At 34.7% G+C, this 25,193-nt stretch carries 22 protein-coding genes; 7 read left to right on the forward strand and 15 right to left on the reverse strand.

All coding sequences use genetic code 11. The features are described 5' to 3' along the window. A complete protein-coding gene (locus FBR08_RS14815; protein ID WP_158963480.1) occupies positions 1-2,562 on the forward strand; it encodes an alpha/beta hydrolase family protein in 2,562 nt (853 codons plus the stop codon). A gap of 63 nt (positions 2,563-2,625) precedes the next feature. Here FBR08_RS14815 and FBR08_RS14820 read toward each other — a convergent pair whose 3' ends face one another. Continuing rightward, positions 2,626-2,952 (reverse strand): hypothetical protein, encoded by a 327-nt coding sequence (locus tag FBR08_RS14820; protein WP_158963482.1) that lies wholly within the window; start codon positions 2,950-2,952, stop codon positions 2,626-2,628. Positions 2,953-3,601: 649 nt separating this feature from the next. Further along, positions 3,602-4,729: an erythromycin esterase family protein gene (locus FBR08_RS14825; protein WP_233266126.1), complete on the reverse strand. Its 1,128-nt coding sequence runs from the start codon at positions 4,727-4,729 to the stop codon at positions 3,602-3,604. Positions 4,730-5,163: 434 nt separating this feature from the next. On the opposite strand from FBR08_RS14825, the gene FBR08_RS14830 reads away from it, so the two are divergent. Beyond that, positions 5,164-6,657 carry an FAD-dependent oxidoreductase gene (locus tag FBR08_RS14830; RefSeq protein WP_158963484.1) on the forward strand — a complete coding sequence of 498 codons (1,494 nt, stop codon included), beginning with the start codon at positions 5,164-5,166 and terminating at the stop codon, positions 6,655-6,657. A 241-nt stretch (positions 6,658-6,898) separates the two neighbouring features. Here FBR08_RS14830 and FBR08_RS14835 read toward each other — a convergent pair whose 3' ends face one another. The 8 genes from FBR08_RS14835 to FBR08_RS14870 form a co-directional block, all read right to left on the reverse strand. Beyond that, positions 6,899-7,612 (reverse strand): DUF1266 domain-containing protein, encoded by a 714-nt coding sequence (locus tag FBR08_RS14835; protein WP_158963486.1) that lies wholly within the window; start codon positions 7,610-7,612, stop codon positions 6,899-6,901. 8 nt (positions 7,613-7,620) lie between these two features. Beyond that, complete coding sequence (locus tag FBR08_RS14840) at positions 7,621-8,319, reverse strand: hypothetical protein (protein WP_158963488.1); 699 nt, start codon at positions 8,317-8,319, stop codon at positions 7,621-7,623. A gap of 12 nt (positions 8,320-8,331) precedes the next feature. Continuing rightward, on the reverse strand, positions 8,332-8,781 hold the full coding sequence (locus FBR08_RS14845) for a hypothetical protein (protein ID WP_158963490.1): 450 nt from the start codon (positions 8,779-8,781) through the stop codon (positions 8,332-8,334). A 247-nt stretch (positions 8,782-9,028) separates the two neighbouring features. Further along, the gene (locus tag FBR08_RS14850; RefSeq protein ID WP_158963492.1) at positions 9,029-10,111 is read right to left on the reverse strand and encodes an alpha/beta fold hydrolase; all 1,083 of its coding nucleotides are present in this window, start codon (positions 10,109-10,111) and stop codon (positions 9,029-9,031) included. A 70-nt stretch (positions 10,112-10,181) separates the two neighbouring features. Further along, positions 10,182-10,604 (reverse strand): hypothetical protein, encoded by a 423-nt coding sequence (locus tag FBR08_RS14855; RefSeq protein WP_158963494.1) that lies wholly within the window; start codon positions 10,602-10,604, stop codon positions 10,182-10,184. After that, positions 10,601-11,815, reverse strand: a complete 1,215-nt coding sequence (locus tag FBR08_RS14860) for a hypothetical protein (protein WP_158963496.1) — start codon at positions 11,813-11,815, stop codon at positions 10,601-10,603. The genes FBR08_RS14855 and FBR08_RS14860 overlap by 4 nt, the downstream gene beginning before the upstream one ends. A 128-nt stretch (positions 11,816-11,943) precedes the next feature. Beyond that, positions 11,944-12,495, reverse strand: a complete 552-nt coding sequence (locus tag FBR08_RS14865; protein WP_158963498.1) for a hypothetical protein — start codon at positions 12,493-12,495, stop codon at positions 11,944-11,946. A gap of 265 nt (positions 12,496-12,760) precedes the next feature. Further along, positions 12,761-13,042: a hypothetical protein gene (locus FBR08_RS14870; RefSeq protein ID WP_158963500.1), complete on the reverse strand. Its 282-nt coding sequence runs from the start codon at positions 13,040-13,042 to the stop codon at positions 12,761-12,763. Positions 13,043-13,155: 113 nt separating this feature from the next. Between FBR08_RS14870 and FBR08_RS14875 the strand changes: the two genes are divergently transcribed. Then, complete coding sequence (locus tag FBR08_RS14875) at positions 13,156-13,914, forward strand: LuxR C-terminal-related transcriptional regulator (RefSeq protein ID WP_158963502.1); 759 nt, start codon at positions 13,156-13,158, stop codon at positions 13,912-13,914. 127 nt (positions 13,915-14,041) lie between these two features. Further along, the gene (locus FBR08_RS14880; RefSeq protein ID WP_158963504.1) at positions 14,042-16,933 is read left to right on the forward strand and encodes a tetratricopeptide repeat protein; all 2,892 of its coding nucleotides are present in this window, start codon (positions 14,042-14,044) and stop codon (positions 16,931-16,933) included. 160 nt (positions 16,934-17,093) lie between these two features. Here FBR08_RS14880 and FBR08_RS14885 read toward each other — a convergent pair whose 3' ends face one another. Then, on the reverse strand, positions 17,094-17,675 hold the full coding sequence (locus FBR08_RS14885) for an HPP family protein (protein WP_158963506.1): 582 nt from the start codon (positions 17,673-17,675) through the stop codon (positions 17,094-17,096). Between the two features lie 475 nt (positions 17,676-18,150). Then, positions 18,151-20,760, reverse strand: coding sequence for a cyanophycin synthetase (gene cphA / locus FBR08_RS14890; RefSeq protein WP_158963508.1), 2,610 nt, complete (start codon positions 20,758-20,760; stop codon positions 18,151-18,153). A 142-nt stretch (positions 20,761-20,902) separates the two neighbouring features. Here cphA and FBR08_RS14895 point away from each other — a divergent pair, with 142 nt between their 5' ends. Both FBR08_RS14895 and FBR08_RS14900 read left to right on the forward strand, forming a co-directional pair. Next, a complete protein-coding gene (locus FBR08_RS14895) occupies positions 20,903-21,775 on the forward strand; it encodes a cyanophycinase (protein ID WP_158963510.1) in 873 nt (290 codons plus the stop codon). An 11-nt stretch (positions 21,776-21,786) separates the two neighbouring features. After that, entirely contained in the window at positions 21,787-22,641 is an 855-nt protein-coding gene (locus tag FBR08_RS14900) for an isoaspartyl peptidase/L-asparaginase (RefSeq protein WP_158963512.1), read from the forward strand. A 218-nt stretch (positions 22,642-22,859) separates the two neighbouring features. On the opposite strand, the gene FBR08_RS14905 is transcribed toward FBR08_RS14900, so the two are convergent. From FBR08_RS14905 to FBR08_RS14915, 3 genes are all read right to left on the reverse strand, one after another. Continuing rightward, positions 22,860-23,093 (reverse strand): hypothetical protein, encoded by a 234-nt coding sequence (locus tag FBR08_RS14905; RefSeq protein ID WP_158963514.1) that lies wholly within the window; start codon positions 23,091-23,093, stop codon positions 22,860-22,862. 98 nt (positions 23,094-23,191) lie between these two features. Continuing rightward, positions 23,192-23,752, reverse strand: a complete 561-nt coding sequence (locus FBR08_RS14910) for a helix-turn-helix domain-containing protein (protein ID WP_158963516.1) — start codon at positions 23,750-23,752, stop codon at positions 23,192-23,194. A gap of 291 nt (positions 23,753-24,043) precedes the next feature. Next, positions 24,044-24,298 (reverse strand): hypothetical protein, encoded by a 255-nt coding sequence (locus FBR08_RS14915; protein WP_158963518.1) that lies wholly within the window; start codon positions 24,296-24,298, stop codon positions 24,044-24,046. Positions 24,299-24,598: 300 nt separating this feature from the next. On the opposite strand from FBR08_RS14915, the gene FBR08_RS14920 reads away from it, so the two are divergent. After that, positions 24,599-24,958, forward strand: a complete 360-nt coding sequence (locus FBR08_RS14920) for a DUF6713 family protein (RefSeq protein WP_158963520.1) — start codon at positions 24,599-24,601, stop codon at positions 24,956-24,958. Positions 24,959-25,193 lie beyond the last annotated feature (235 nt).

Below are 25,193 nucleotides of genomic sequence, written 5' to 3' on the forward strand. Positions count from 1 at the left end.
ATGAGTAAATTAAGTAAAATACTAGCTTTGATTGGATTTTTAACTACATCACTTCTATCGTATGCTTACGTACAGCAGGACGGCATACCTGTGGATAGGAGATGGAATATTTTATTGGCCTCTAAAATTAGTCCTGATGGAAATTGGACATTAGTTTATAACTGGAATACTTTTGATACAACACTTAATTCTACGTATTATGTCAATACCCAAAGTGGTCAAAAAGTTGATATTACAAAGTTAGATGGTGCACATAATCATCTGTTATACAATGATATTATTGTAGGAAAAAAACAAAATAAAATAGAGGTTGTAAATCTTCACAAGGCTCAACAGTCCATTTTGTTTGAAAATATAAAAAGCTTTGAAACTAGAGCTAAGCTAGATCACAATCTACTATTAACTATATCCAATGACTCAGTTTTAGAAGTTCGAAATCTCAATAAAAAAAACAAAGTGGTATTCTGGGACGCAGATATAAGTGAATTCGCTTTAAATCCAAACAAAAACACGCTTCTTTATCGCAAATCGAATACAAAAGACATCTTATTTACGGTAGACTTAAATACAACTAAAAAACAAGCAATAAACCTCGCAACAGAAAGCTTAAAATCGCTATACTGGAATACCAATCAAGATATTTTTGCTTTTTTAACCCATGATAATAATTTGAAAATTGTCAATATTAAGGTACAATCGGTAAGAGAATTAGCTCTTGACAAGGAAAAATTAGAACGTTTCGAGTTGAAATTCTATAGCAACAACGATATTTTTATTAAGTATAACATCAAAACGGATCAAATAATTGAAAGCTCTGATTATCTTGACATTTGGAATGGAAATTCTAAATTTCTATCACCTAGCGAATTCAACCTAAAACATAAGCTAAAGTACAAAGCTCTTGTATATAAATACAAGGAAGAAGTTGTACAGGAGATTAATCGTTCTAGAGAGAACGACTGTGAATTCGTGAATATCCCAAATCACATTTTAACGTATAATCCTTTTTTATTGATTGATTATCAGGATTTCGTTAAAAGAGCTAAGTATACTTTAGTCGAGCTTTCAACAAATAAAAAAGTGCTCTCAACTACAGCCAGAGGAAAATGGGACTTCATTCCCTCCAAAAATTCCAAGCACTTGCTATACTTAATGGATGAGAAATTAGCTCAATGGGGAGTTTATACAATACAGACTCAAGAAATAGTAGACCTATATGCTCATAATGATTACTCATCTAAACCTAGATGGAGTTTAGATTCAAAAAACATATATTATACGAAAGAAAATGAGCTTTGGGACTTGAATCTTACTAAAAATCAACATAAAAAAATATCCGATTTTAAATTGAAAAACAAAATAGATCCGATAAATGATGTTCGTTTTGAAAACTATGATAATGCCTTTATTCATACGGATAAACCAGTTCTTTTTGTTTCAGCAAGTATAAAGGGAACTGCTATTTATTCTTTACAGAAAGATAGATTCGAGCTTCAAAAAAACGTCAATAATACATCGCTGACCAATACTTCAAAAATTCATGATTTAGTAAGTCAAGATGCTAAAACCATGGTATATACAGAAGAGAATCTTTTAACACCTCCTACAGTTAAGTTGCTTAAGAACAAAAAAGAAAGTACAATCCTCTCACCTAGCCTACCACAAGAATTATACAACTGGTATAAATATGAAACCATTGACTTTACAGATAAATACGACGTTCCACTAAAGGCTTTGCTATATTATCCTAAAGATTATGATCCAAATAAGAAGTATCCAATGATTGTATACATTTATAACAAAGTTCATACAGTAAAAACCTTTTCTGACCGTTCATTTAAAAGCCCTGAGCCTCTAAATTCAGTGGGATTTAATCATTTTAAATTAAATGAGGAGGGTTATTTTATTTGCTATATTGATACCTATGTTTCCGATGAGGGACCTGGACTATCAGCAGTTGAATGTGTAACCAAAGGGGTTGAAGCTGTAACTGTAGCACAGCCCAGTATTGACAAAACTAAACTAGGGCTTATCGGACACTCTTTTGGAGGATATAAAACCAGTTTTATTGCAACCCATTCAAATCTGTTTGCAGCAATTGTTAGTGGGGCTGGAGCGCATGATTTTATTGGTGGTTTTACTTATAGATTCAGTAACTATAGATATTACCCAGAATGGTTTATGGCTGAAAGCTCTCAATATAATATGAAGCAGAGTTATGCAGAGAACCCAAAAAAATATATCGATAACTCTCCTATTTTACATGCGCAAAATGTCAACACACCTCTTCTGATTTGGACTGGGCTTTTGGATGAAAATGTATATTGGGAAAACACCCGTAAAATGTATATTGCACTACTACGATATAAAAAGCCTACGATTGCTCTTTTTTATAACGATATGGATCACGGAGGAGGTCCTGATGTTCCCAAACAAACATTAGACCTCAATCATCGTGTTAAGGATTGGTTTGATTATTTCTTAAAAGGCAAACAAGATAGAAATTGGATTATAGAAGGTATTAAAAATCCTTATTCATGGAATCAATTAGATAATTTTTAAAAAAAATAGTAGAAGACGCCAATTGGCGTCTTCTACCTTTTAATAAATATCTATCAAACTCTTTTATTCAATGATCTCAAAAAGCGGAAGATATTTCCCTTGATCAGAGTTCCAACCATACATGCGCTCAATTTGGCCACCTACATTCTCATAATAAGGATTAATGGTTACTTCAAAAGTACATTTTTCAAGATTTACAATATGAGCTTCTGGATACGAATTGCCTACTTTATAATAAAGCGTTCCTGTATAGGGAACTTGTGCCAATGTTACAGTTTCTACTTTAACAGCTTTATCTGTATTATTACTAGCATTCACGGTGAATGCACCTACACTTAGCATTGCAACAACGGCTAATGACAGGAGTAGGATTTTTATTGATTTTTTCATGATCTTATTGTTTTGAAATTAAATAACAAACCTCGTGCTTGTTACATCTAATGGTCTCTTTTTAGGGTTAATCAGTTGTAATGAATTTAAAAGTCAATTTACTATAGCTAATTGAAATCGAACGGGCTACTTATCTTGTATCTCTAGAAAAAACAAGATTTTTTTTCTTTTTGTATTGCTCTATTCTAAGAGTAATACCAACAGAAGTAAAAGTACAAACCATTATTTTTAAAAACAATACGTGTTTTCACGGTATTTTCATTTTTTTTTCGCTCATACCAATTAATTATAATGCCAACGCATAGTAAAAAGAAGGATTCCTCTTAATTTTTTGAATGAGTTCTTTACAGTTTTATATCATACAGAAAAGTATTTATTACTTTTATGAATGCGAGTAATCATAGTATTATTACAAAGCAGCTGGAAGTAAGCAGTTACACCTTTTTATCATCGCTTTTGGACTACCTATTCTATTGTATACCTTGGACTTTTTAGGGTATCAGGTGTATTACTTTTTTAACCCTTACCAGATTTGATATTCTGCCATTTTTAGTGGTTCTTGCTTTTTAATATAAAAAACACCATCAAACACATCCAACCACAACCCCGGTTTAGAATCGTAACCAAACAACATACTAGTAAACTTCGTTTACTTGAGTGTAGGTTCTTTGGCTTTTACTTCATTAAAATCTAGGTAACCAAAAGGCGTATTGCGCTGATGCAAATAATATTCTAACGCGTTTTCAGGGGTGTAAATTTGACGAAGTGTACTATTTTCATGAATCTCTTTTGCCTCTCCTGATGAGGATATAAAGGCGATACTATACACCTTTGTATCAAACGCATCGACTAAATATTCTGCAAATAGCTTAAAACGTTGATATAAATCAGGATCATTTTCTCTATATCGTACGTTTTGTGCTTGTTTGGCTCCATGAAAATTAGCAATCCAAACAATAATTTTCGCTTCTGGATTATTCTTTTTATACCAAATCACATTTTCAGCCATCCTTTTATCGCGAATGTTTACATATTTATTTTCATTTTCATATCCGCCTAAAATACCAGTGTATTTATAATCTTCTAGCCCTCCTTTGATATTAACTAAAGCTTGTTTAATAAACCCATTTTTAGTTTGATCCTGTACATTTTCAATAATAAAGGTCATCGTTTCTAAAATAAAGTCAACCTCTTCAACAGTTATGCCTTTTTCATCATACTGAATCATTTTTTTATAGGTTTCAATAAACTGATTCTTGGTCTTGGTATCAAGCTTTCCTTTTTCTAGTTCTGCATAAAGAAAATCATGCACAGGAACATGGTGATCATATCCTTCAATGCCAATATACTTCCAATTTAAATGCTGATTGTGTAGCATATCGCGTACAAGTCCTGTAGTTTGCACAACATTCCCCCAATGGGGTTTCCATTTGCTCACATCTGCATGTGGAAAAAGATCAGGATAGCCATTATTTTTGATTTCCATTTGAATAAATCCCTCCCCCTCTAGTGCTAAGGTATTAAATCCCTTTTCTTTCATTAAATACTGCACAAGCTCTGCTTTCACTTCATAAGTTGTACCATCGCCATGTCCAGATTCTCCCAAAATAACAAGATCACAATCTCCTATTCTATTTGCTATTTCTTCAAATGAAGCGGTATCAACCTGCTCAAATGGAATGAGATAAGCGGCTATTTGTTCTTCTACAGTTGCTTTTTGACAGCTTGAAAACAAAGCAACTACAGCAAATAAAGACAGTGAAACCTGTTTCATCATAATTAGAATCCTTTAGTTATTTTTTAAATCCTGTTTTAACCTTACTAAACTACATTTTTTAAAATACTTAACAAGCATATCGGTGTTATTTTAGACCAAATACGATCCTCAATGCCCTTTTAAAACAAAAAATCCAGAAGAGTTTTTCTTCTGGATTAGTATAGTATGCTTGCAGATGCTAAAAGGCATATCAAACTTTAAGTCCCGTTCGAAAATAGAAAGCTAGGTTTTACAGCGTATAAAAAGAGTCGAAATTCTTTTATACCCTTATTGGAGCAACTAAAAACGAGAGAAGATTATTCCTTAATTAACGCTGTGTACGTAATTAATTTGTACTGATTTATAGTAAATTTGTACCCAATATTAAATCGCAATAGTGTCTGTTGCGTTCTTTTCTTCGTTGAGGGGGTGGAATCAAATGGCATACAATAGAGATGGAAAGAACAGAAATAAACCAGGTAAGTTGGGTCATTTGCAAAGCGTGTCAAGGCCTTGGAAAAAAAAGTAAGGGACGCAGTAAAAAAGTAAAATACAAATCTCCGAAGTTGACCAACCCGTTGAAGGAAGAAACGGATGCAGAAATAGACACAAAAATAGACAAGGAAGTAGGCGCTACTCCCCTTACCCCCCATTTATATACCTGTTCGAAGTGTTTAGGATCGGGGATACTCCCTTGCGAAAGTCCTCCCGTTGCAGATGGTAACAGGTATCCGCATGTTGCTATTGTTGGTGGTGGCATTGGCGGAATGGCTCTTGCCGTTGCTTGTTTACACCGTGGAATTCCGTTTACACTTTATGAGCGCGATACTAATTTTTATGCGCGAGCACAAGGATATGGACTTACCCTGCAGCAAGCAAGTAAAGCCATTAAGGGATTGGGTATTTTAGCCCTAGAAGATCAAGTCGTTTCTACCAAACATGTGGTTCACAATACGGAAGGAAAAGTACTTGCAGCCTGGGGACTCCGAAAATGGAATCCATCTACCCCATCAAAAACACCTAAAAAAACGAATATACATATCGCGCGTCAGTCTTTGCGCTTGGCCTTATACAATCAGCTCAAAAGTCAGCCCGGAGAGCATCAACTGATACAATGGGGCCATCAATTTATGGATTATAAGGAAATTTCAGCAGAAAACTACGAATTGAACTTTCGAGTAAAGGGAGAGATAAAAACGGCTAAAGCCAATCTTATCGTTGGCGCTGATGGAATTCGCAGTGCGGTGAGAACATTATTAATCGGTGAAGCGGTGGCGCCTTTGCGTTATTTGGACTGTATGGTTATCTTGGGAATTTGCCCTTTAACGGCTATAGAAGGTTTTGCAGCAAGTGTTTTACTCGATTCGGCAACGGTGTTTCAAACGGCCAATGGCAAAGAGCGCATTTATGTAATGCCTTATACGAAAGATTCCGTGATGTGGCAACTTAGTTTTCCCATTGCTGAGAAAGAGGCTATGGCTTTAAGTGCTTTAGGAACTGATGCACTCAAAGAAGAAGCCTGCCGTAGAACCCCATGGCACGATCCGATTCCGCAGCTCTTAAAAGCTACGCTACCCGCTCAAATCTCAGGTTATCCCGTTTATGATCGAGAATTACTTAACTTGGAATTCCTTGAAAAAAGAAATGCAATTACTTTACTTGGGGATGCCGCTCACCCCATGAGCCCTTTTAAAGGACAAGGAGCAAATCAGGCTTTATTAGATGCTTTGCTCTTGGCACGTGCGATAACCAAAGGCTGTGATTCCAACTTACAAGGAAAAAAAAAGGGATTACGAGCAGCTGTGTTAACTCCCTTTGAGTCCGCGATGTTTGAACGCAGTGCTTCAAAAGTAAGAGATTCGGCAGAAGCAGCTAAATTACTGCATTCTGACCTTGTACTACAAGAACGAGATGAGCCCAGAGGTTCCTTAGTAAAGGCACAGATGTAAGCGAAGTCAACTGCTAGATGGAGAAACGAAATACGAAAAGATCATGCCAAAATAGAACATAGTTCAACGCTTCTTCAATCATTTTACGGACGCTATTTTAAAGCTGATTTTAGATAAAAAAAAAGAGTAGATATTGCAATAAACTACTCTTTTTTAGTAAACTTGTATTAATTTAAACATTGCATTACTAGCTCCTGACAGAATTAACTTGAGGCTATAGGCGTGCAAAGTATGACTTTGATTAAAAAAACGTTTTGTTTTTCAATGGGCTTGTCTCATTTTCTAATAAGTCTTGGGCAATCTGGATCATTCCATTGTTATTCGCACCACTCCATAAAGCTCTTCCAAAAATATAACTAACTGTATATTCTTTCCAAGAACTGCAATAGGTTTTTATTCCGATATAGGATTGTTCTAAGTAGTCCTTTATTTCTTCTTCTGTAAGATACCCCATGTCAAAACAACAGCGCGCAAGAAATGCACCTCTTCCATAATTCCAACCCGCATCTTTTATTTGACGCAAAATTGCAAAATTTTGGACTACTCCCTCTTCTATCAGCTCAGGCACAAGATTATTTAAATCCTTATAAATCGCTAAATAATAGTTAAAAACCTCTTCCTCAGCTGGTAAATTTGACTTTAAAATAGCTACATAATTTTCTTTATCTTCAAATGCTCGATAGACAATATCGATGTATTTATCTTGATTTCTATTTTGCAAATCTGATAGAATCTCAAGGGCATCAGCCTTGTCAAAGAGTTGCCAATAGTCTTCTAAAAGGGTTTTTATTGTAGCCGTACTAAGCCCTGTTTCATAGGAATTGAGATAAGCCGATTGTTGTTCTGCATACATTGAACTGAGTAAGAGGTGATCCAATCGCTGTCCCGTTACTCCATTTTTTGGATTTAATCGAATACTTTTAAACGCATTTAAAATTTTTGAAAAGAAACTCATACTTGCGCTTATTTCAAAGTTAAGTTAGCAAACTTAGCTTGTAGCGCTGGTATAAATCGCTCACCAACAACCTGATACTTCGCTCTTGTTCTAAATTGTTTTTCTACATTTAAAAGGTCCATTGGATCCGGTACATAATTTAATCTATCGTGAATTTCAAGCGTTAACTCCGTACCCTCTATATTAAATGTAATGAGATGTACTTTAGGTAAATACTCTGCTGAAGATTTTGAATATACGCCCAATACCGATTTTAAAATACCATTGTATTGAAGTTTAGCTGCTTCAATCCTAAACGCATCAAAAATAATATGCTCACTTAATTCACCCGCTGTATCCGTACTGAAAAAATGTAAATCACTTCCGCTTAAAACCCAGAAACAGGCTGTTTCAATGCTTGTTAATTTCAGGCCAATTGCCGACAAAGCAACATTTTGTATGCCTTCACTTACAAGATGCTCAACCTTGGTAGCCGTTGATTCAGGAACAGATGCTGAAGTAAAAGCATCGATCGACTTTCCCTTCATCCATACGTTTAATTGAGAAAAATCTTCTGCTAATACAGCTTGTTTATAAACCTCATACTTGCCTCTTTCAACCTCTAAGTCGATGGCTGTAGCTACTGTTTTGTGTTTTTTATTCATATAAATCATAAAACACACGCCTGCAATGACTAAAACAATGGGGATTAAAAATAGTGGATTCATAACTTAATACAGTTAAACAGTAGTTGGTTGTACCTTCTTTTTCTTTGAGGGAAGTGATCCCCAAATTATCAAGGCTATTACAAGTATAAAAACTAGTTTTCCTCCTATTTTTTTCCAGAAAGACAAAGGACTTTCCGCTGTTTTTACATCAAAATTGTGTTCTTCCTTTAATATTGTAGCGATTTGATCGTCAATTTCAAAATATGTGTTATTTGAAATATCAGCCAACACAAATCGTCCATTCTCATTCCAAATAGACATTGTCAATGCACCATACTCCGTATTTAGATAAGCCAGGTTCACTTTTTGACCTACGATCTTTTGAATTTCAGAATCAGTAGGTAACTCTAGGGTTGTTTCTATTGTTTCACAAGGTAAACAAACTGGAATTTTTGCTTTTGCAGTTACCATATTCATGGTAAAAAACGTAAGCGCTGTAAGTAAAAATACTTTTTTTGTCATATTCATTTTTTTTAAATTATTTCCCTCCATTATTAGAGGATTTTCGACAGCGAAAGTATTATTTTTTAAATAAAAATAATATTGTTAAAAAAAATATTCTTAAATATTTTATAATTATATTGCAAAATGTTAAAAATACGCGTCTAAAAATTAAGAATAGATATTAAGCAAGCTCCAAAGGGCAATCAATTGAACTGAAAATGAATGATTATGAGGTTGTTTTTATTCGAAACGACCTATTTACTAGTTAATTGTACCGCTTAAAAAAAGCTTTAAGTGCTTCATAATAAACCTCAGGTGCTTCAAAAGGGGTATTATGTGATGCGTCTTTGATATAAATTAATTCTTTATCCTTTTCAGGAATATTTATAAGGGCGTTAAATATGGTTTTGCCTTGTTCAGTTCCGATTGCGTAATCATATTCTCCTTGAATAACTAAGGTTGGTGTGCTTATGCTGCTGAGCTCTTTTACAATATTTAAATTGTTATAAGCTTCCGTATTCATAAATACCTCATTTACGTATTCCAATCTTTCAATCGCTTTTTCGAGTAGTTCTGGGGTATATTTTACTCGGGCAAAAAAATCATCTCCCTGAAATAAGGCATCCTTTTTTTCTTTCAAAGCTGGATTGGCCCAATAAACATCGAAACCCAAATCTTTGGGAATTTCATATCGTATGGTATTCATATCTAAAAAGAAGTTTTTAAAACCACTTTTTTCAATTGCATCTAATTGCTCCAAAATTTCTTTATATCTCTTTCTTTTATGCTGATCCGTATCGCGTTTTAAAAGAGCTTGTGCTAATTTGCGTTCATGCGCTATTAAGGCAAAATTTCGTTGTGGACTATCTACAAATCCAGAGCTACTAATAAAGGAATTAATTTCATTTTGATGTTTAATTAAATACAAAAAACCATAAGTACCACCCCAAGAAGTGCCGAGTAGATTGATTTTTTTATTTGGATATTTGTTTTTAACGTAATCTACAACTAGAGCTAAATCAGCAACAAATTGATCCGTTGTAAGCTTTGATTTATCTGTAAAATTTTCCGATTTACCTCCTCCTCGTTGATCAAAATAGACAACTAAATACTCTTTTTCAAATACATCTCTATAGAATTCGTGGTCAATAGAAAACGCACCTGGTCCTCCATGAAGTACAATAATAATGGGCTTTTCAATATTGCCAACAACACGAGTATAAAGCTTGGATTGTTCAACAGGGATAAAGAATTCATCGTCAATTTGATTTTCATTTGATTTTTGTGCGTTACAAGAAGTTATTCCTGCAAAAAAAAAGACCATGAGAGTATAAAGTACTGTTTTCATGTATTTAGTCAGCGTTTTAAGTTCGTTTTCATTTTTGAAAAGAAGGCTATTCTATGCTCACCTATTCTGATTAAGAACCAAAATGGCGTTGAATCAAAGACCTATACTTTTTCGTTTTATATTCAATAATAGGTTTGTTTTTTCCATCAAACAGAATCAAGGCTGTTCTTTTCTTCAATTTTGTAATATCAATCAAGTAAGTTTTGTCTTTGAGTATAAATTTTAGCTGTTTGGCATCCGTTCTTCCTACCACTCGTTTATCCGTTGCGGGGCCATATTGGTTGTACAGCGAATTGGCTAGATTGGTATGCCTTTCATTGTCTCCTGTAACGTTTACATTTTCAACAAAGAAAATAGCTTGAGCAGGCGCTTTCAATGTTATGCCAAATGCTGTTTTTGTATCAGGGTTAACCACTTTAATATAACGAGAAGAACAGGAACTGATGACAAGGAACAGGACCAAAAAAAGGGGCAATCGATTTAAATTTTTCATTTATTTTTAATTAGGTATAGTTTTCTTAAATCATTGGAAAACAATTGATAGTGCAGACTTGAATGCGCATAGTATAAATAAGGCAAAAAATCAGATTGTCCGGCTCGGTATAGATTGCCCACAAGTTTATTGTTGATCTTAACTTGGTCATTCTTCCACGTATCACTCATACTTAATGCTTCCTTAATTTTTAAGGTATCTTGATCAATACGCACAGTTGTATATAAAAATCCCCGCCATAGGTCGTTCTCTTCCAATTTTATTTTTTGAAAATATTGGTATTGGATAGTTGGATTTTCATTAACTACCCACTCATACTTGTCCGTCGAATAGGATCGAAATAATTCGTTGCTCACCTTTTTTTGAATTCCACGATATGCTTTGGTATCATTAAAAAGAATATTCCACGTATTATCTTGCCAAAAGACCACTTTTTCAAAGATCTTATACGTTCCATCAGCTAAACTGTAATAATTCTCAGCAAAGAAAAAAGTAGCTTTTTTCTCTATATTTCCAATGAATTCAATCTGCTTTTGGCTATCAAAGTTGAAATCGGCATTGTGTATTTCAATTTTTCTCTTTAGCGTATCTCCATCTAAAGCCCAGGTTTTATAATAACTTTCCTCTAGATTGATTATATAGCCCTCAAAAAATAGTTCATCCTCCGTCGAAGATTTGTATAGAGCAAGTAAATTACCGTAGGTATCGAATTTATAGAATTCCTTTTTTAATCTTTGCTCCCTGTCTGCTCCTTCAAATTTGGCTTTAGTTAGAATTAAGTGTCGTTCAGGTGTTAGATACGGATTCAAAGGAACATCGCCTTCCATTAAGAGACTCATTTCTTTGTTTTTAAAATGCAATAGGGGCTCGTTTATCTCTTGATAATCCAAATACTGTTTTGGTAGCTTATTACTAGTAAATAAGTTTATAAAATAAAGATCCAAATTGGTACTTGCTATGCCCGTAATCGCAAGATAAATAGCAAGTCCACCGAAGAGCCATTTTAATTTTTTTATCGATTTAAAATAGATAAATAAGAAATAAAAAACAACACTTCCTATGAATAGACCTACAGCAACAAAAAAGTGAAAAAGCTCAGCATAGGCTCCTTTTAACAAAGCATTACCCAGAATAAAATAAACAACAGCAAGGATAAAAGCAAGTAAAAAGGATTTTGCGCTATGTTTTAAAATTTGTTTTTTTCTGCTCATTTACACTGTTTTAACTACTGTTATTTAAATAATTACGCACTATTTTTTTTAGTACTTATTTTTAACGATAAAAAAAGCATTGTAGGTTGTACAACGCTTTTTTTATCGTTAAATCGTATAGCTATAAACTAATTTATCTTCCAGTTATACCCTACACCTATAGCAACTGGTAGCAATTCGTTGTTCATCACCACGCGGTAATCCTCTTTAGCGGCATCGTAATTATCCATAAATTTTTTAGAACGAATAGGTACATAGAGTCCCGTGCTAATTTTATTGCCCTTTTTGCCTACGTAAATATCTAGATTGACACCGAAAGTAACACCATAAGAAACCATATCGTATTCAGAAATTCCGTCTACTTTAAGCACTCCGTTATACCCATACATAGCCATCGGATTAATAGACAAGCGCTCGCTCGCCCACAGTTTATAAGAAGCACCTACATTCCACCCTGCTGTTTCTAAATTGTAACCTAAACCAGCAAAAACGCCAAAATTTTCAACAGGCAAGTATTCAATTTTAGCCCCCATTCCACCGTAATCCAATCCCAGTCCCAATCCCATATAAACGTTATTAGGCTCTTTAGGGGTTTGAGTAGGTGTGTCTTGTGCGAAAGCTGTAGAAGTAGCAGCCATAAAAAGTAAACTAAAACTTAGTTTTTTAAAAAATAGATTCATAATAAAGTCCAATTGATTTTTAATCAAAGAATACGGTTTTCTGTTGCTTGACAGTCCTAGTTTTAGGGTCAATAGCAAGAGACAAAGTTAATAATTTTAACACACTGATAACATTTTTACTTCTTAAAATGTTAATGAAAAATTCCTGAAAAGTTAAGTCGTTTTTTTATAGGCCCTACGTCTTTAAAAACCAAGGTAGAGCGCTACGTGCAATCCAACTACTACAGACCCAGCTTACGTTTTGGATATGAAATAAAATCCATTTCTATTTGATTATACAAGCTTTTCCAATTCGTATTCCCAATTCGTATTCCCTATAACGATGCCGTTTATCGTTGGTTTTATTTTGCACGTTGATACGATAGTCATCGGAAAATCTCCCCAAAACGCTATTATCTTCAAATTGATACTCCATACTAACTTGTAAACGAGTACCTTGCTGCGATAAAGAAAAAGAAGTGGATGTTCTTTGCGCTACTATATCAGTAGAGCTAAATAAAACGATTAGCCCAACTAAGCTTCCTATGCTTTTTACAATCAATTTCATAAAGAACTATTCAATGTGTTAATTTTTTTAACAAAAATATTTTTTATATTTTTGTTAAAAATAAACACACCGAACCATGTTGTTGATTATATAACACTTAGCACCTACTAACTATGGATAACAGCATTGACAAATTGCGCGATATTTGGGACGATATTCCCGAAGGACTAACCGAACCCATCGATCTCTCGCAAGAGGAATTTATTAACCGCTACATGGATGTGTTTCACTTTGGAAATTATTTTTATTTAATCTTCAATACACTAAAGGCCGAAATCGAATACGTGAGCCCCTCTATTGAACATGTTTTAGGTTATACAGCTGAGGAGTTTTACCTGCCATTTGTTATAGATCGTATACACCCAGAAGATCTACCTTATTTTTATCATTATGAGCAAAGTGCAGTTCGCTTTTTTTCTGGTTTAACAAAGGATTTAGTTTTTAAATATAAATTTGCTTATGACTATCGTTTTAAAACAAAGAGTGGCGCAATAAAAAGAATACAACAACAAACAATTCCTCTTCTTTATTTTCCAGAAGGAGGTGTACGCACCTTAACGATCTTAACGGATATCTCCCACTTAAATGTTACGGGAATTCCCAAATTATCCTTTATCGGCATGCAAGGTGCCCCCTCTTATTACAATGTTCCTTTAACACAAGAGTTTACTACAGCAAATCGGTTATTTACTCCTAGAGAACGGGAGATATTGCGCTATATGGTACAAGGAAAAAAAAGTGAGGAGATAGCTACTCTTTTAGGTCGTAGTATCTTTACTATTCGGAATCACCGCAAAAATATTTTACTAAAATCAGGGTGTAAGAATTTGCAGGAATTACTAGTTAAATCAATTCGAGAAGGATGGGTATAACACCAATAACATTGCCTTTCCTCAAACGCTAAAAAAACAAAGGTTAAGTTAGTTACTAAATTGAAGGAGAACATGGCTTAGGTATCTAATTCTTTTCTCTACTTTTGACCTTTTTTAAAAACAAATCATGTTTAATCACCACACGATCCCCTATCGAATTATCCTTGTTACTTTTTTAATTAATCTGGTGCTTTTTGCACAAGAAAAAAAGCAGATGCAGCAAATAAAAATAGACTCGCTTACAACTATTCTGCAGAAACAAACCGCTCCTGATACCTTAACGGTAAACCATATGAATGAGTTAGCTATTCTTTTGTTAAGAGTATCTCAATTTGATCTAGCGATTAACTATGCTCAAAAATCAAAAAAAATATCGGAAAAGCTAAATTTTAAAAGCGGTGAAGCAAGAGCTTACAACATTATCGGAATCATCAATACATTTAAAGGCAATTATACAGAAGCAATAGAAAGTCACCACGCTGGTTTGGAGATAACTGAAGAGCTCGGAGACAAAAAAGGAATTGCAAATTCATACAATTATATAGGCATTATTTTTTTATATCAAGGAAACTATCCCCAAGCGCTGGAAAATCATTTCAAAGCTTTAAAAATATTTGAAGAAATCGAGTATAAAAAGGGAATTGTAAATTCGCTTAACAATATCGGTATTATTTATAAAAATCAAAAAAAATATCCCGAAGCATTGAAAAACTACTTCAAAACCTTGAAAATAGTTAAAGAAATTGATGATAAACAAGGGATTGGAATGACTTACAATAACATTGGGGTTGTTTATCACCTTCAAGGTAAATACCCCGAAGCATTAAAAAGTCACTTCGCAGCCTTGAAAATAAAAGAAGAACTAGAAAATAAACATGAAATTTCGGGTTCTTATAACAACATAGGTGTTATCTATAAAGAGCAAGGTAAGTACACTGAAGCACTGGAAAATTATTTTAAATTTTTAGAATTAGCAACAGAAATTGGTGATAAATATGGCATCGCACAAGCTCATAACAATATTGGGCTTGTTGAATTTGAATTAAATCGACCGAATTCTGCTAAAACTAACTACGAAAAATCCTTGACCCTTGCCAGAGAAATAGGAATGAATAGCCTACTTAGAGACCTGTATTACAATTTTACACTAGTAGACAGCACGCTGGGAAATTACAAAGATGCTTACCAAAACTACAAACACTATATCGTTTATCGCGACAGCCTGATCAACGAAGAAAAAGAAAAGAAAAGCCTAGAATTATCCATGGGCTATGAATTCGATAAAAAAGCAGCCGTTATCCAAGCCGAACTTAAAACAAAAAAATTACAGCGCAATGTAGCTTTTGCTGGATTTGGAGGGATGCTGATATTAACCACTTTAATTGTTTATTTTTTTAAGTTGAGAAATAAAAAATTGAAAGTTGAAAAGCAAAACCTAGAGTTGCAACGCAGAGAGGTAGAAATTATAAAGGAAAATGAACAGTTTAAAACTCGATTTTTGGCTAATATTTCACATGAATTCAGAACTCCACTCACTTTAATCAACGGGCATATCGAAGTATTGAAAGAGAACGGACGTCAGGAAGATTTTTCTCGTTTTAATGAAATTGAACAAAATGGAAAAAGACTTCTTACTTTAATCAATCAGTTGCTTGATCTCTCAAAAATGGAAAGTGGCCAATACAAGTTGGAATACAAAAATGCAAATGTGCTAAACGAAGTCAATATGTTGGTACAATCTTTTCATTCTTATGCTGAACAGCAAGGTATTTCACTCCTACTTCAGCAAACCGAAAATGCAAAAAAATTAGCAGCGTCTCCATTTGGCTATTCTTCGGAAGCTTTGACTATTATTATTGCCAATTTAGTATCCAATGCAATCAAATATACACCTTCGGGAGGAAGTATAACGGCTACTATAGATTATCTAGAAGGCAAAATGACTGTTACCCTTGCAGATACGGGAGAAGGTATTGCCCCGGAGCATTTGCCTAAAATTTTTGAACGCTTTTATCAAGTGGACGACCCCGGACAACGTACTTATGCTGGCTCGGGCATTGGATTGGCATTGGTCAAAGAATTAGTCACACTACACGGAGGTGATATTGTTCTAGAATCTCCCATCGAGGGCGGTTGTATTTTTACCTTTTGGATCATGAGCGCGCAAATAGAAAATATCGATCGCACAGACGATGTCGAATTAAATACGGACTTCCCGATTAGGCAAGAAGCAGAAGCTACAAACAAGGAAAAGGAACTGCAAAATGCAGAGCTTCCTTTACTTCTTATTATAGAAGACCAATCGGAATTGCGTTCTTTTATCGTGCAGAATCTAGGAAACGAATATCGTTATGAACAAGCCTCAAATGGTAAGGATGGTATAAAACTAGCAAAAGAAATACTACCTGATTTGATTATTAGCGATGTTATGATGCCCAATATAGGCGGATTTGAATTGTGTGAAACACTCAAAAACAATGTCGCTACTTCCCATATCCCGATTGTATTACTTACGGCAAAAGCCGAACAAAATGATAAACTGGTTGGTTTGGGAACTGGAGCTGACGATTATCTGACCAAACCCTTTTCCCTTCAAGAGCTCAAGCTCCGCGTGAAAAATATTTTGGCCTTTAAAGAATTGCTCCGCAAAAAGTTTAAAGGCAACACCCTCCCAACGGCCGAAGAAACGCCAGAATTAAACAGTCGAGATAGAAAATTTGTAGATGATGTGACAGCATTAGTAGAGAAAAACATTTCCAATTTACAGTTTGGAGTAAATATTCTCGCTGAGGGGGTATTCCTATCGGTCAGTCAGCTTACTCGAAAGCTTAAAACCATCACCGGAAAAACACCTGCAGAGTTTATCCGAAATATTCGACTGGAGAAGGCAATTGAACTATTGAAAAAAGGGGAAACTGTTGCTGATGTTGCTTGGGCCGTTGGTTTCGAAGATCCCGTTTACTTTAGTAAAGTATTCAAAAAACATTTCGGTTTTTCTCCTTCTTCAATCAAAAGATAAACCCATGATATAGTTTACCTATCATATCCCTTTTAAGCCTGTTAAGTATTTCTACTTGACAGGTTTTTTTTTGAGTCTACCTCTAAACTTTATCTACTTTTAAGTTGCTTTTACTAGTGTGATCTTCATTCATTCAGCATAAAAAGAAGCTAAAGAGGTTCTATTTTCGTCTTTTTATTCGGTGGAATAAAATAAACGATTTTACAGGATATTGTCGTTTGTGTGGAATATTATTAAAAATAAGAGCCGCAATAAACAAAATGATAACCCCAGTTAATACAGGTGAAAATACATAGGTATAGCCCAAGTTGGTTATACTACTACCCCCTGTTACAGCAATCAGCGCAGTTGCACCACCTGGTGGATGTAGGGATTTAGCCATTTGCATCCCAATAATAGATAAGGATACTGCTAAGGGAGCTGCAATCCAAATGTAGCTGCCTAGTAGTTTAAAAATGGTAACTCCAATCACAGCTGAAATAAGGTGACCAAAGAATAAATTTTTAGGTTGTGCCAACGGACTGCCAATGGCGCCATAAATCAAAACACAACTTGCTCCAAAAGAACCAATGAGCAAGGTTAGGTCGTATTGAGAAAATGCCTCGAAATGAAGATAACAAATCATTCCTAACCCAACAAATGAGCCGATAAAAGCCCAAAAATGCTCTTTAAAATCAACGAGTGTTTCTTTATACAACAAATAACGCGTTCTGCGGTATACTTTATTTTTTTTAATTGACATTTGCTCGATTGCTATAGAATGGCAAATATATTACATCTAGACTAGATAAGAGGGGGATTTTTATTTTATATCCTCCGCTGGTTTACTCGCTTTTTATCTATTGCTATAGAAGATTTGGTTGAGGCTTGCAGTATGCTAAAAAGAATTTAAATTTGCCTGTATATTTAGTAAATCTAATTTTAATCCCATGATGGAGTACCTCTTTTTTTATTTTGGACTTTCTTTTATGATCATGCATGAAATTGATGCCGTTCGCTGCAAAGAATGGGGAAAGAAGGTTTTGCCTTTCAAACTAAAATCTTAGTACGAAAAAGATTTTAAACCTAAATATGTACGTAGTTTGTGTCTTATCTGAATCAGATGTAAATCCGATCATAAGCCGATATCACGAACTGTTCAGAGATAAGATTGGATATTATTTTCGAATGCATAAAGCAAATGGTACTTAGTTCGATTTGAATAAATTACAATCTTGCTATTGATCATTTTCAAGATAGGACTGAATAAGATTTAGGGCATTGGATACCACATCGCTTAAGGCAACGATGTAATTTCCTTCTTTTGCAATAGAAATGGCATGTTTAATCGCTTCAATCTCCTTTGGAATTACTTGATAAGTGACTTGTTTATCTACGCTTGTTATCCCTATTAATAACAATTGTATTATCTCTTCTTCTGTTCTTCCGCGTAGATTAGTTTCTTGACGAATAATAATGTGATCAAACATTCGCGCAGCAATTTTACCACATTGAATGATATCTTCATCTCGTCGGTCTCCTACTCCTGCTATTATCCCAATTTTCCTAGAGGCTTCTATAAAAGTTAAATAGTCTTCAATAGCTAAGTATCCTGCAGGGTTATGAGCGAAATCAACCATGATTTTAAACTTTTTAAATTCAAAGACATTCATTCTTCCTGGGGTTTGCGTGACGCTAGGAAGAAAAGATTGTAGGGATATTCTGATATGTGCTAGTTCAAATCCATATACATAACTGGCTAAGGTAGCTGCCAAAACATTTTGCACCATAAATTTCGCCTTTCCTTGCATGGTAAGTGGAACATGACGCACTTTTTCAATTCGAATTTTCCAATTCTCTTTTTTAATGGTGATGTATCCATTTTCATAAACAGCAACTATTTCGCCTCTTTTCAGGCATGCCTCTATAATAGGGCTATTTTCATCTAGTGAAAAATAAGCAACTTGACAGTGTAATGTTGCTGAGATTTTCATACAATAAGGATCATCTGCATTTAAGATAGCCCAACCTTCACTTTTTACACTTTCAACAACAACCGCTTTTACTTTTGCCAAATCACTCAAGGTATGAATATCATCTAAATCTAAGTGATCTTCTTTTATATTTGTAATAATAGCAATATCGCAACTAGTAAACCCTAATCCTGCACGTAAAATTCCTCCTCTAGCAGTCTCTAATATAGCGAGTTCTACTGTTGGATCTCGCAGTACATACTGAGCACTAATTGGCCCCGTAGTATCTCCTTTTTCCATTAATTGATGATCGATGTATATTCCATCAGATGTTGTAAAACCTACTTTTAAACCATGCCCTTTAGCAATATGCGCCAGTAAGCGAGTTGTTGTTGTTTTTCCATTTGTTCCTGTCACTGCTAGTATAGGAATCCTAGATTCTTTTCCTTGAGGATACAACATATCCAATACAGGTGCTGCTACATTCCGTGGCATTCCTTCACTAGGAGCTAAATGCATTCTAAATCCGGGCGCTGCATTTACTTCTAAGATCATACCTCCATTTTCTTTTATTGGCGTGGTAAGATTAACAGCCATTATATCAATACCACAAATATCTAATCCGATGACTCTTGCAATCCTTTCTGCTAGTAACATGTTCTCCGGGTGGATTTGATCGGTTACATCTAGGGCTGTGCCTCCTGTACTTAAATTAGCCGTGGATTTTAAATCAACAATTACAGCATCCTCAACAATAGAATCCAATTGAAGTCCCCTTTTTGACAAAAGATTGAGCGTATCTCGATCGACTTCAATCTTAGTTAAAAGATTCTCATGCCCCTTTCCCCGCAAAGAATCTTTATTTGTTAGCTCTATGAGCTTTTCTATTGTACGAACTCCATCCCCAACAATATGAGCAGGAACCCTTTTGGATGCAGCCACAACTTTGTTGTTGATGACTAAAATCCTAAAATCATAGCCTGTAATGAATTGCTCTACGATGACCCTTTCACTGTATTGTTGTGCATGGATCAACCCTTGACTAGCCGAATCAAAATCTAGAATATTGATAGAGACACCTTTCCCCTGATTTCCATCAAGAGGCTTTAGCACTAGTGGATATCCGATTTTTTTGATAAGTTGTTTGAGTTGGTTTTGGTTGATGCAAACTCCTCCCTCTGCAACAGGTATAGCGGATTGTTTGAGCATCAACTTAGTCTTTTCTTTATCGCATGCTAAACCTACAGCGATGTGACTCGTTTTGCAAGTGATGGTCGCTTGAATGCGCATTTGATTCACTCCATAGCCCAATTGAATGAGCGATTGATTGTCCAATCGTGTCCAGGGAATATTTCTAATTTCGGCTTCTTTTACAATACTCAAAGTAGAAGGCCCTAGTGTAAAACGTTGATACATTTCCTTCATTTTTTGGATTGTTACATCCAAGTCATAAGGAACCCCATCTACTAGGGCTTGGCCAATTTCCACTGCTGCGCTAGCAGCGAATAGACCTGCATTTTCTTCTTCATAGTCAAACACAACATGATAGGTACCTGAAACGCTAGTTTCTCTCGTTCTACCGAATCCCGTTTGCATGCCTGCTAAAGACTGAATTTCAATGGCTATATGCTCTACTACATGCCCCATCCAAGTGCCTGTACTAACTCTACTAAAAAAGCCACCTGGAGTTCCTTCAGAACAACGGTGACTGTACAGTGAAGGCAATAGCGCTTGGAGTCGATCTGAGAACCCGTCAATTACATCTGTGGGACTTTGTTCTAATTCTTCTAAATTTAATCTCATTTGAATGAGTTTAACTCTTGTTTTACTCCAAATATTAGGGCCTCTTAAAACTGATGTTTTTTCTATAATCATAGTTCTTACTTTATTTTTATTAAGTTACCATTAAATAGGGACTACTGCTATTTTAATTAAAAATATTATTAATAAATTATGACAATTATTTAATGAAATAATGATTTAATTTGATTACATTACAAAATCAATAATTTTACTCATGAGTATTAAAGGAAAATTAATTATCATTGGTGGAGGAATAGATGTGGGAGATTCTATAGCGAATGAGAAAGAAATAAACAGGAGTTACTTTTGCAGTTGTGGTATTTTGAAAAATATTATAGAGGAATCGAAATACAAGGAAGAATCCCGAATTGAAATTATAACCACCGCCTCCAAAATACCAAAAGAAGTAAGTGAGATGTATATACGTGCTTTTAAACTTCTTGGAGCTAAAAACGTAGCTCATCTGCCTATCAATAGTAGATTAGAAGCTAATAATCCCGACAATTTACAACGGCTCACTCAAGCAAACGCTGTGCTAGTTACAGGAGGCGATCAATTGCGCTTAACTTCTGTAATAGGAGGAACTCCCTTTCAGCAAATGTTGTTGAATAAATATAACCAGGAAGAGTTTTTATATGCAGGGACCTCTGCAGGAGCTGCCGCAGTATCATCTAGTATGATTTATCAAGGAAATAGCTCAGATGCTTTATTAAAAGGTTTGGTAGAAATAAATAGTGGGTTAGGCCTGATTGATTCTGTCATTATTGATACTCATTTTATTCAACGAGGTAGAATCGGTCGATTGTTCCAAGTTGTTGTGGGAAATCCCATGAAAATAGGTATAGGTTTAGGCGAGGATACAGGTTTAATCATCACGGATAACAATGATACCATGATTGCCATTGGTTCTGGTAGCATTATCCTTGTCGATGGACGACAAATTACAGATACCAATCTAACGCAAATAGAGATTGGAAGCCCCATTTCCATTAGTAATATAATTACCCATGTTATGACTCAAAATGATATCTTTTACTTTAAAAAAAATAAAATAGTTATAAAGGATTCTCAATATAATAACGAATAAAAATAAGCACCATGAAATTAATTATACATGGGGGATTTTTTTCAGAATCCCATACCCATGACAAAACAAAAAGCCAAAAACAAGCAGCGCTAAAACGCATTGTTCACCAAGGTTTCCAATACTTAAAAAACCATACTTCGATTCAAACCGTTGCGTATGTTGTTCAGCTTTTAGAAGATGATCCTCTTTTTAATGCTGGGACAGGGTCTCAGATACAAGCGGATGGAAGGATTAGGATGAGTGCCGCACTAATGGATGGTAGTTCTTTAAAAATGGCAGGGGTTGTTAATATTGAACATGTAAAAAATCCAATTTTGGTAGCTGAGAAATTGATGTCTTATGAGGATAAGATACTTGGTGGAACCGGAGCTATTGAATTTGCTAGAACACATCATTTCCCTTTTTTTGACCCACAAACTAAAGAGCGAAAAGAGGAATATGATAAGAAAAAAGACAATAAGAATCACGCTACAACAAGAACAAGCACCGTAGGATGCGTTTGTATAGACAAGTTAGGTAAACTTGCAACGGCAACCTCTACTGGCGGTAAAGGATATGAAAGGCCAGGAAGAATCTCTGATTCTGCAACAGTAGCAGGGAATTATGCCAATGCGCATTGTGGCGTTAGTCTAACTGGTATTGGTGAGGATATTGTAAGCCTTGCCATGGCAGCAAAAATTGCAACACGAGTTAGTGATGGAATGACTTTGGCTCATGCTTTTGAAAAAAGCTTCCTGGAGTTGAAACAAATAGACGGATTAGCTGGAGCTATAGGAATTGATGACAAGGGAAATATACAGCATCAAGAATCACACCCCACCATGGTGTATGCTAGTTATGATGGAATTCTATTGGATATTTTCTAAATGAAGTTAGCAACCTCCACCCTCCTGATTAAGCCTACCTGAAGGGAGTAAAAAGAGAACGTGTAACATATCAAGCACTTGATCTATTACAGTCATTAAAAAACCACCTGACGACAAATATCAAGTGGTTTTAGAAAGAAGCAACAAATCATTAATAAAGTTGTAAAATTCAGTAAAGAACTTATCTTGTTAGCGTTTAATCTCTTATTTCAATAACGTTAAAGCCTAGTACGCATTCTTTTAGTTGTTTCGCTAATTGCTTTTTCTGTACAGGCTTGTGCTTTTGTATGACTTTCTATCGCTTTCTCAGGTAATCCATCTTCATAGTGTCTAGCAGCATCTAAATGGTATTTTACAGCTGATTCTAAATGACCAGCAGCTTCGCGATGACCTTTGATTTCCTTTTCAGAATTCAGAGCTACAGCTTTGTTTTTTTCCTCTTTTCTATCCATTTTTTTATGTGTTATCTTATAGCTTTATTACTACCCTACAAAGGTTGTATTTATTGATATAGAAAGTATTACACAATAAACATAATAGATTACATGATTCACACATCTTCCCTATTTATCCTTTTTTTATCTTTGAGCTTTTTAAAAAAGGTAGGTGTTAAACCAGTGACTTTTTTAAATTGAGCAGATAAATGGGCTACACTGCTGTAATTAAGTTTATACGAAATCTCAGATAAGTTTAACTCATCATAGATCAACAGTTCTTTTACACGTTCAATTTTGTGAACAATACCAAATTGCTCTATCGTAGTACCCGTTGCCTCGGAGAATATATTGGCGAGATAGGTATAATCATAATCTAGTTGCTTACTGATGTAGTCTGATTTTTTTATTTTTAAATTTTCAATATCTCCATACACCTGTTCTATGACTACTTTTTTAATCTTTTCAATTAAAATGGCTCTTTTACTCTCCATGAGCTCTAATCCTGTTTTAAGTAATGCGCTTTTTAGTTTTGAAAACTCCTCAGAAGTAAGTTCTTGTTTTATTTCAATTTCCCCAAGATCAACTGAGCCATAGGCAATTCCGAGTTTTTCTAACTCCATCTTCACTATCATTTTGCAACGAAAACTTACCATATATTTTATAAAAATATTCATACTTAAGGTAAAAGCTATTTGTTTAAAGGTAAACTAAATATCTAACTAATTGGCATTCAATTATAAGCTATAAAATAAGAAACTAACGATGCTAGGCTAAAAAGAGAAAGCTCAATAAAGAACTTTCTCTTTTAGCAAAACGCTGATTAGTTAAAACCCCTAGGTTGAGGTTTTGCGAAAAAAATGTTTGTGGTTTAGCCTTGTAAGTCATAAAATAAAACGAAGAGAAGGAATACTGAATAAAACTACCTTTTGGGCATTCAATATCAACGTCTGTTTCTTCCCTTCGCCTTACTTTATCCCCTCATTCAATTGTTTATTCTCTATTTTAGAATGAAACTTTACCGCCCTATTGGTGCTGTTTTGTGCTTTTGCACTACATGCATTAGCTTTATCGAGGTTGCCATTCTCAAAATGCCTTGCTGCATCAAAATGGTGTTTTACGGCTAATTCCAAATAACGAACCGCTTGGTTGTGGTTTAGTATCTCTTGCTCTAACACTTCCTGTTTGGAGGTGCTTGTGGCGGTTTGATTTTTTATGTCCATTTTACTTCATCGTTATACGTCAAATATCCCGCTTAATAGACTTGAAAGTGTTACATAATAATGGATATATATTATATAGTTCACACTTATCTATTTTTTATTTGCTGTAAATTCTCTTTTAGCGTTAATGATTGATAGGATTGAGACACAACTGTAATAAGAGAAAACACCAAATATTGAATCATTTAATTATAAATCAATGTTTTATACTAGTGAGACTAGAAGATTTGGTTGAGGCTTGCAGTATGCTAAAAAGGATTTAAATTTGCCTGTATATTTAGTAAATCTAATTTTAATCCCATGATGGAGTACCTCTTTTTTTATTTTGGACTTTCTTTTATGATCATGCATGAAATTGATGCCGTTCGCTGCAAAGAATGGCGAATATTTCCAGGACTTGCTTCTTTAGGTGATAAAGTAGGTTATATCCTCTTTATTTTTGCTCACTTGCCGTTGTTTGTCTTCGTTTTATGGCTGTTGAATCACAGTCAAAATCCACTGCCTTTTATCAAGGGATTTAGCATTTTTTGCATCGTTCATATCGGGCTTCACCTTTTGTTTTTAAAACATAAATACAATGAGTTTAAGGATTGGATTTCCTGGACCTTAATTATTGGTGCGGGTGTATCAGGTTTACTTCAATTGATTAGGATGGCGTAGCTATTCGTTCCTTCTTTTCCTTCTGCTTAGCATAGAAATAGTAATAAATGCTCACTTACAGGAGGAATACGCTTTTTATTTTTTAAGCAAGACCAGGAAGAGTATTAAAGTAAATCACAGCATTTATTCATTTTGTTAAAATATTCAAATATTCTTATTTTTAGTTCCTCATTCACAAAGTACGTGTGGTTTTTTTATTTAATTTTAGCTAGACCGTTTGCTAAATTGTTAATCG

It is taken from the genome of Myroides fluvii, assembly GCF_009792295.1.
Classification (GTDB): Bacteria; Bacteroidota; Bacteroidia; order Flavobacteriales; family Flavobacteriaceae; genus Flavobacterium; species Flavobacterium fluvii_A.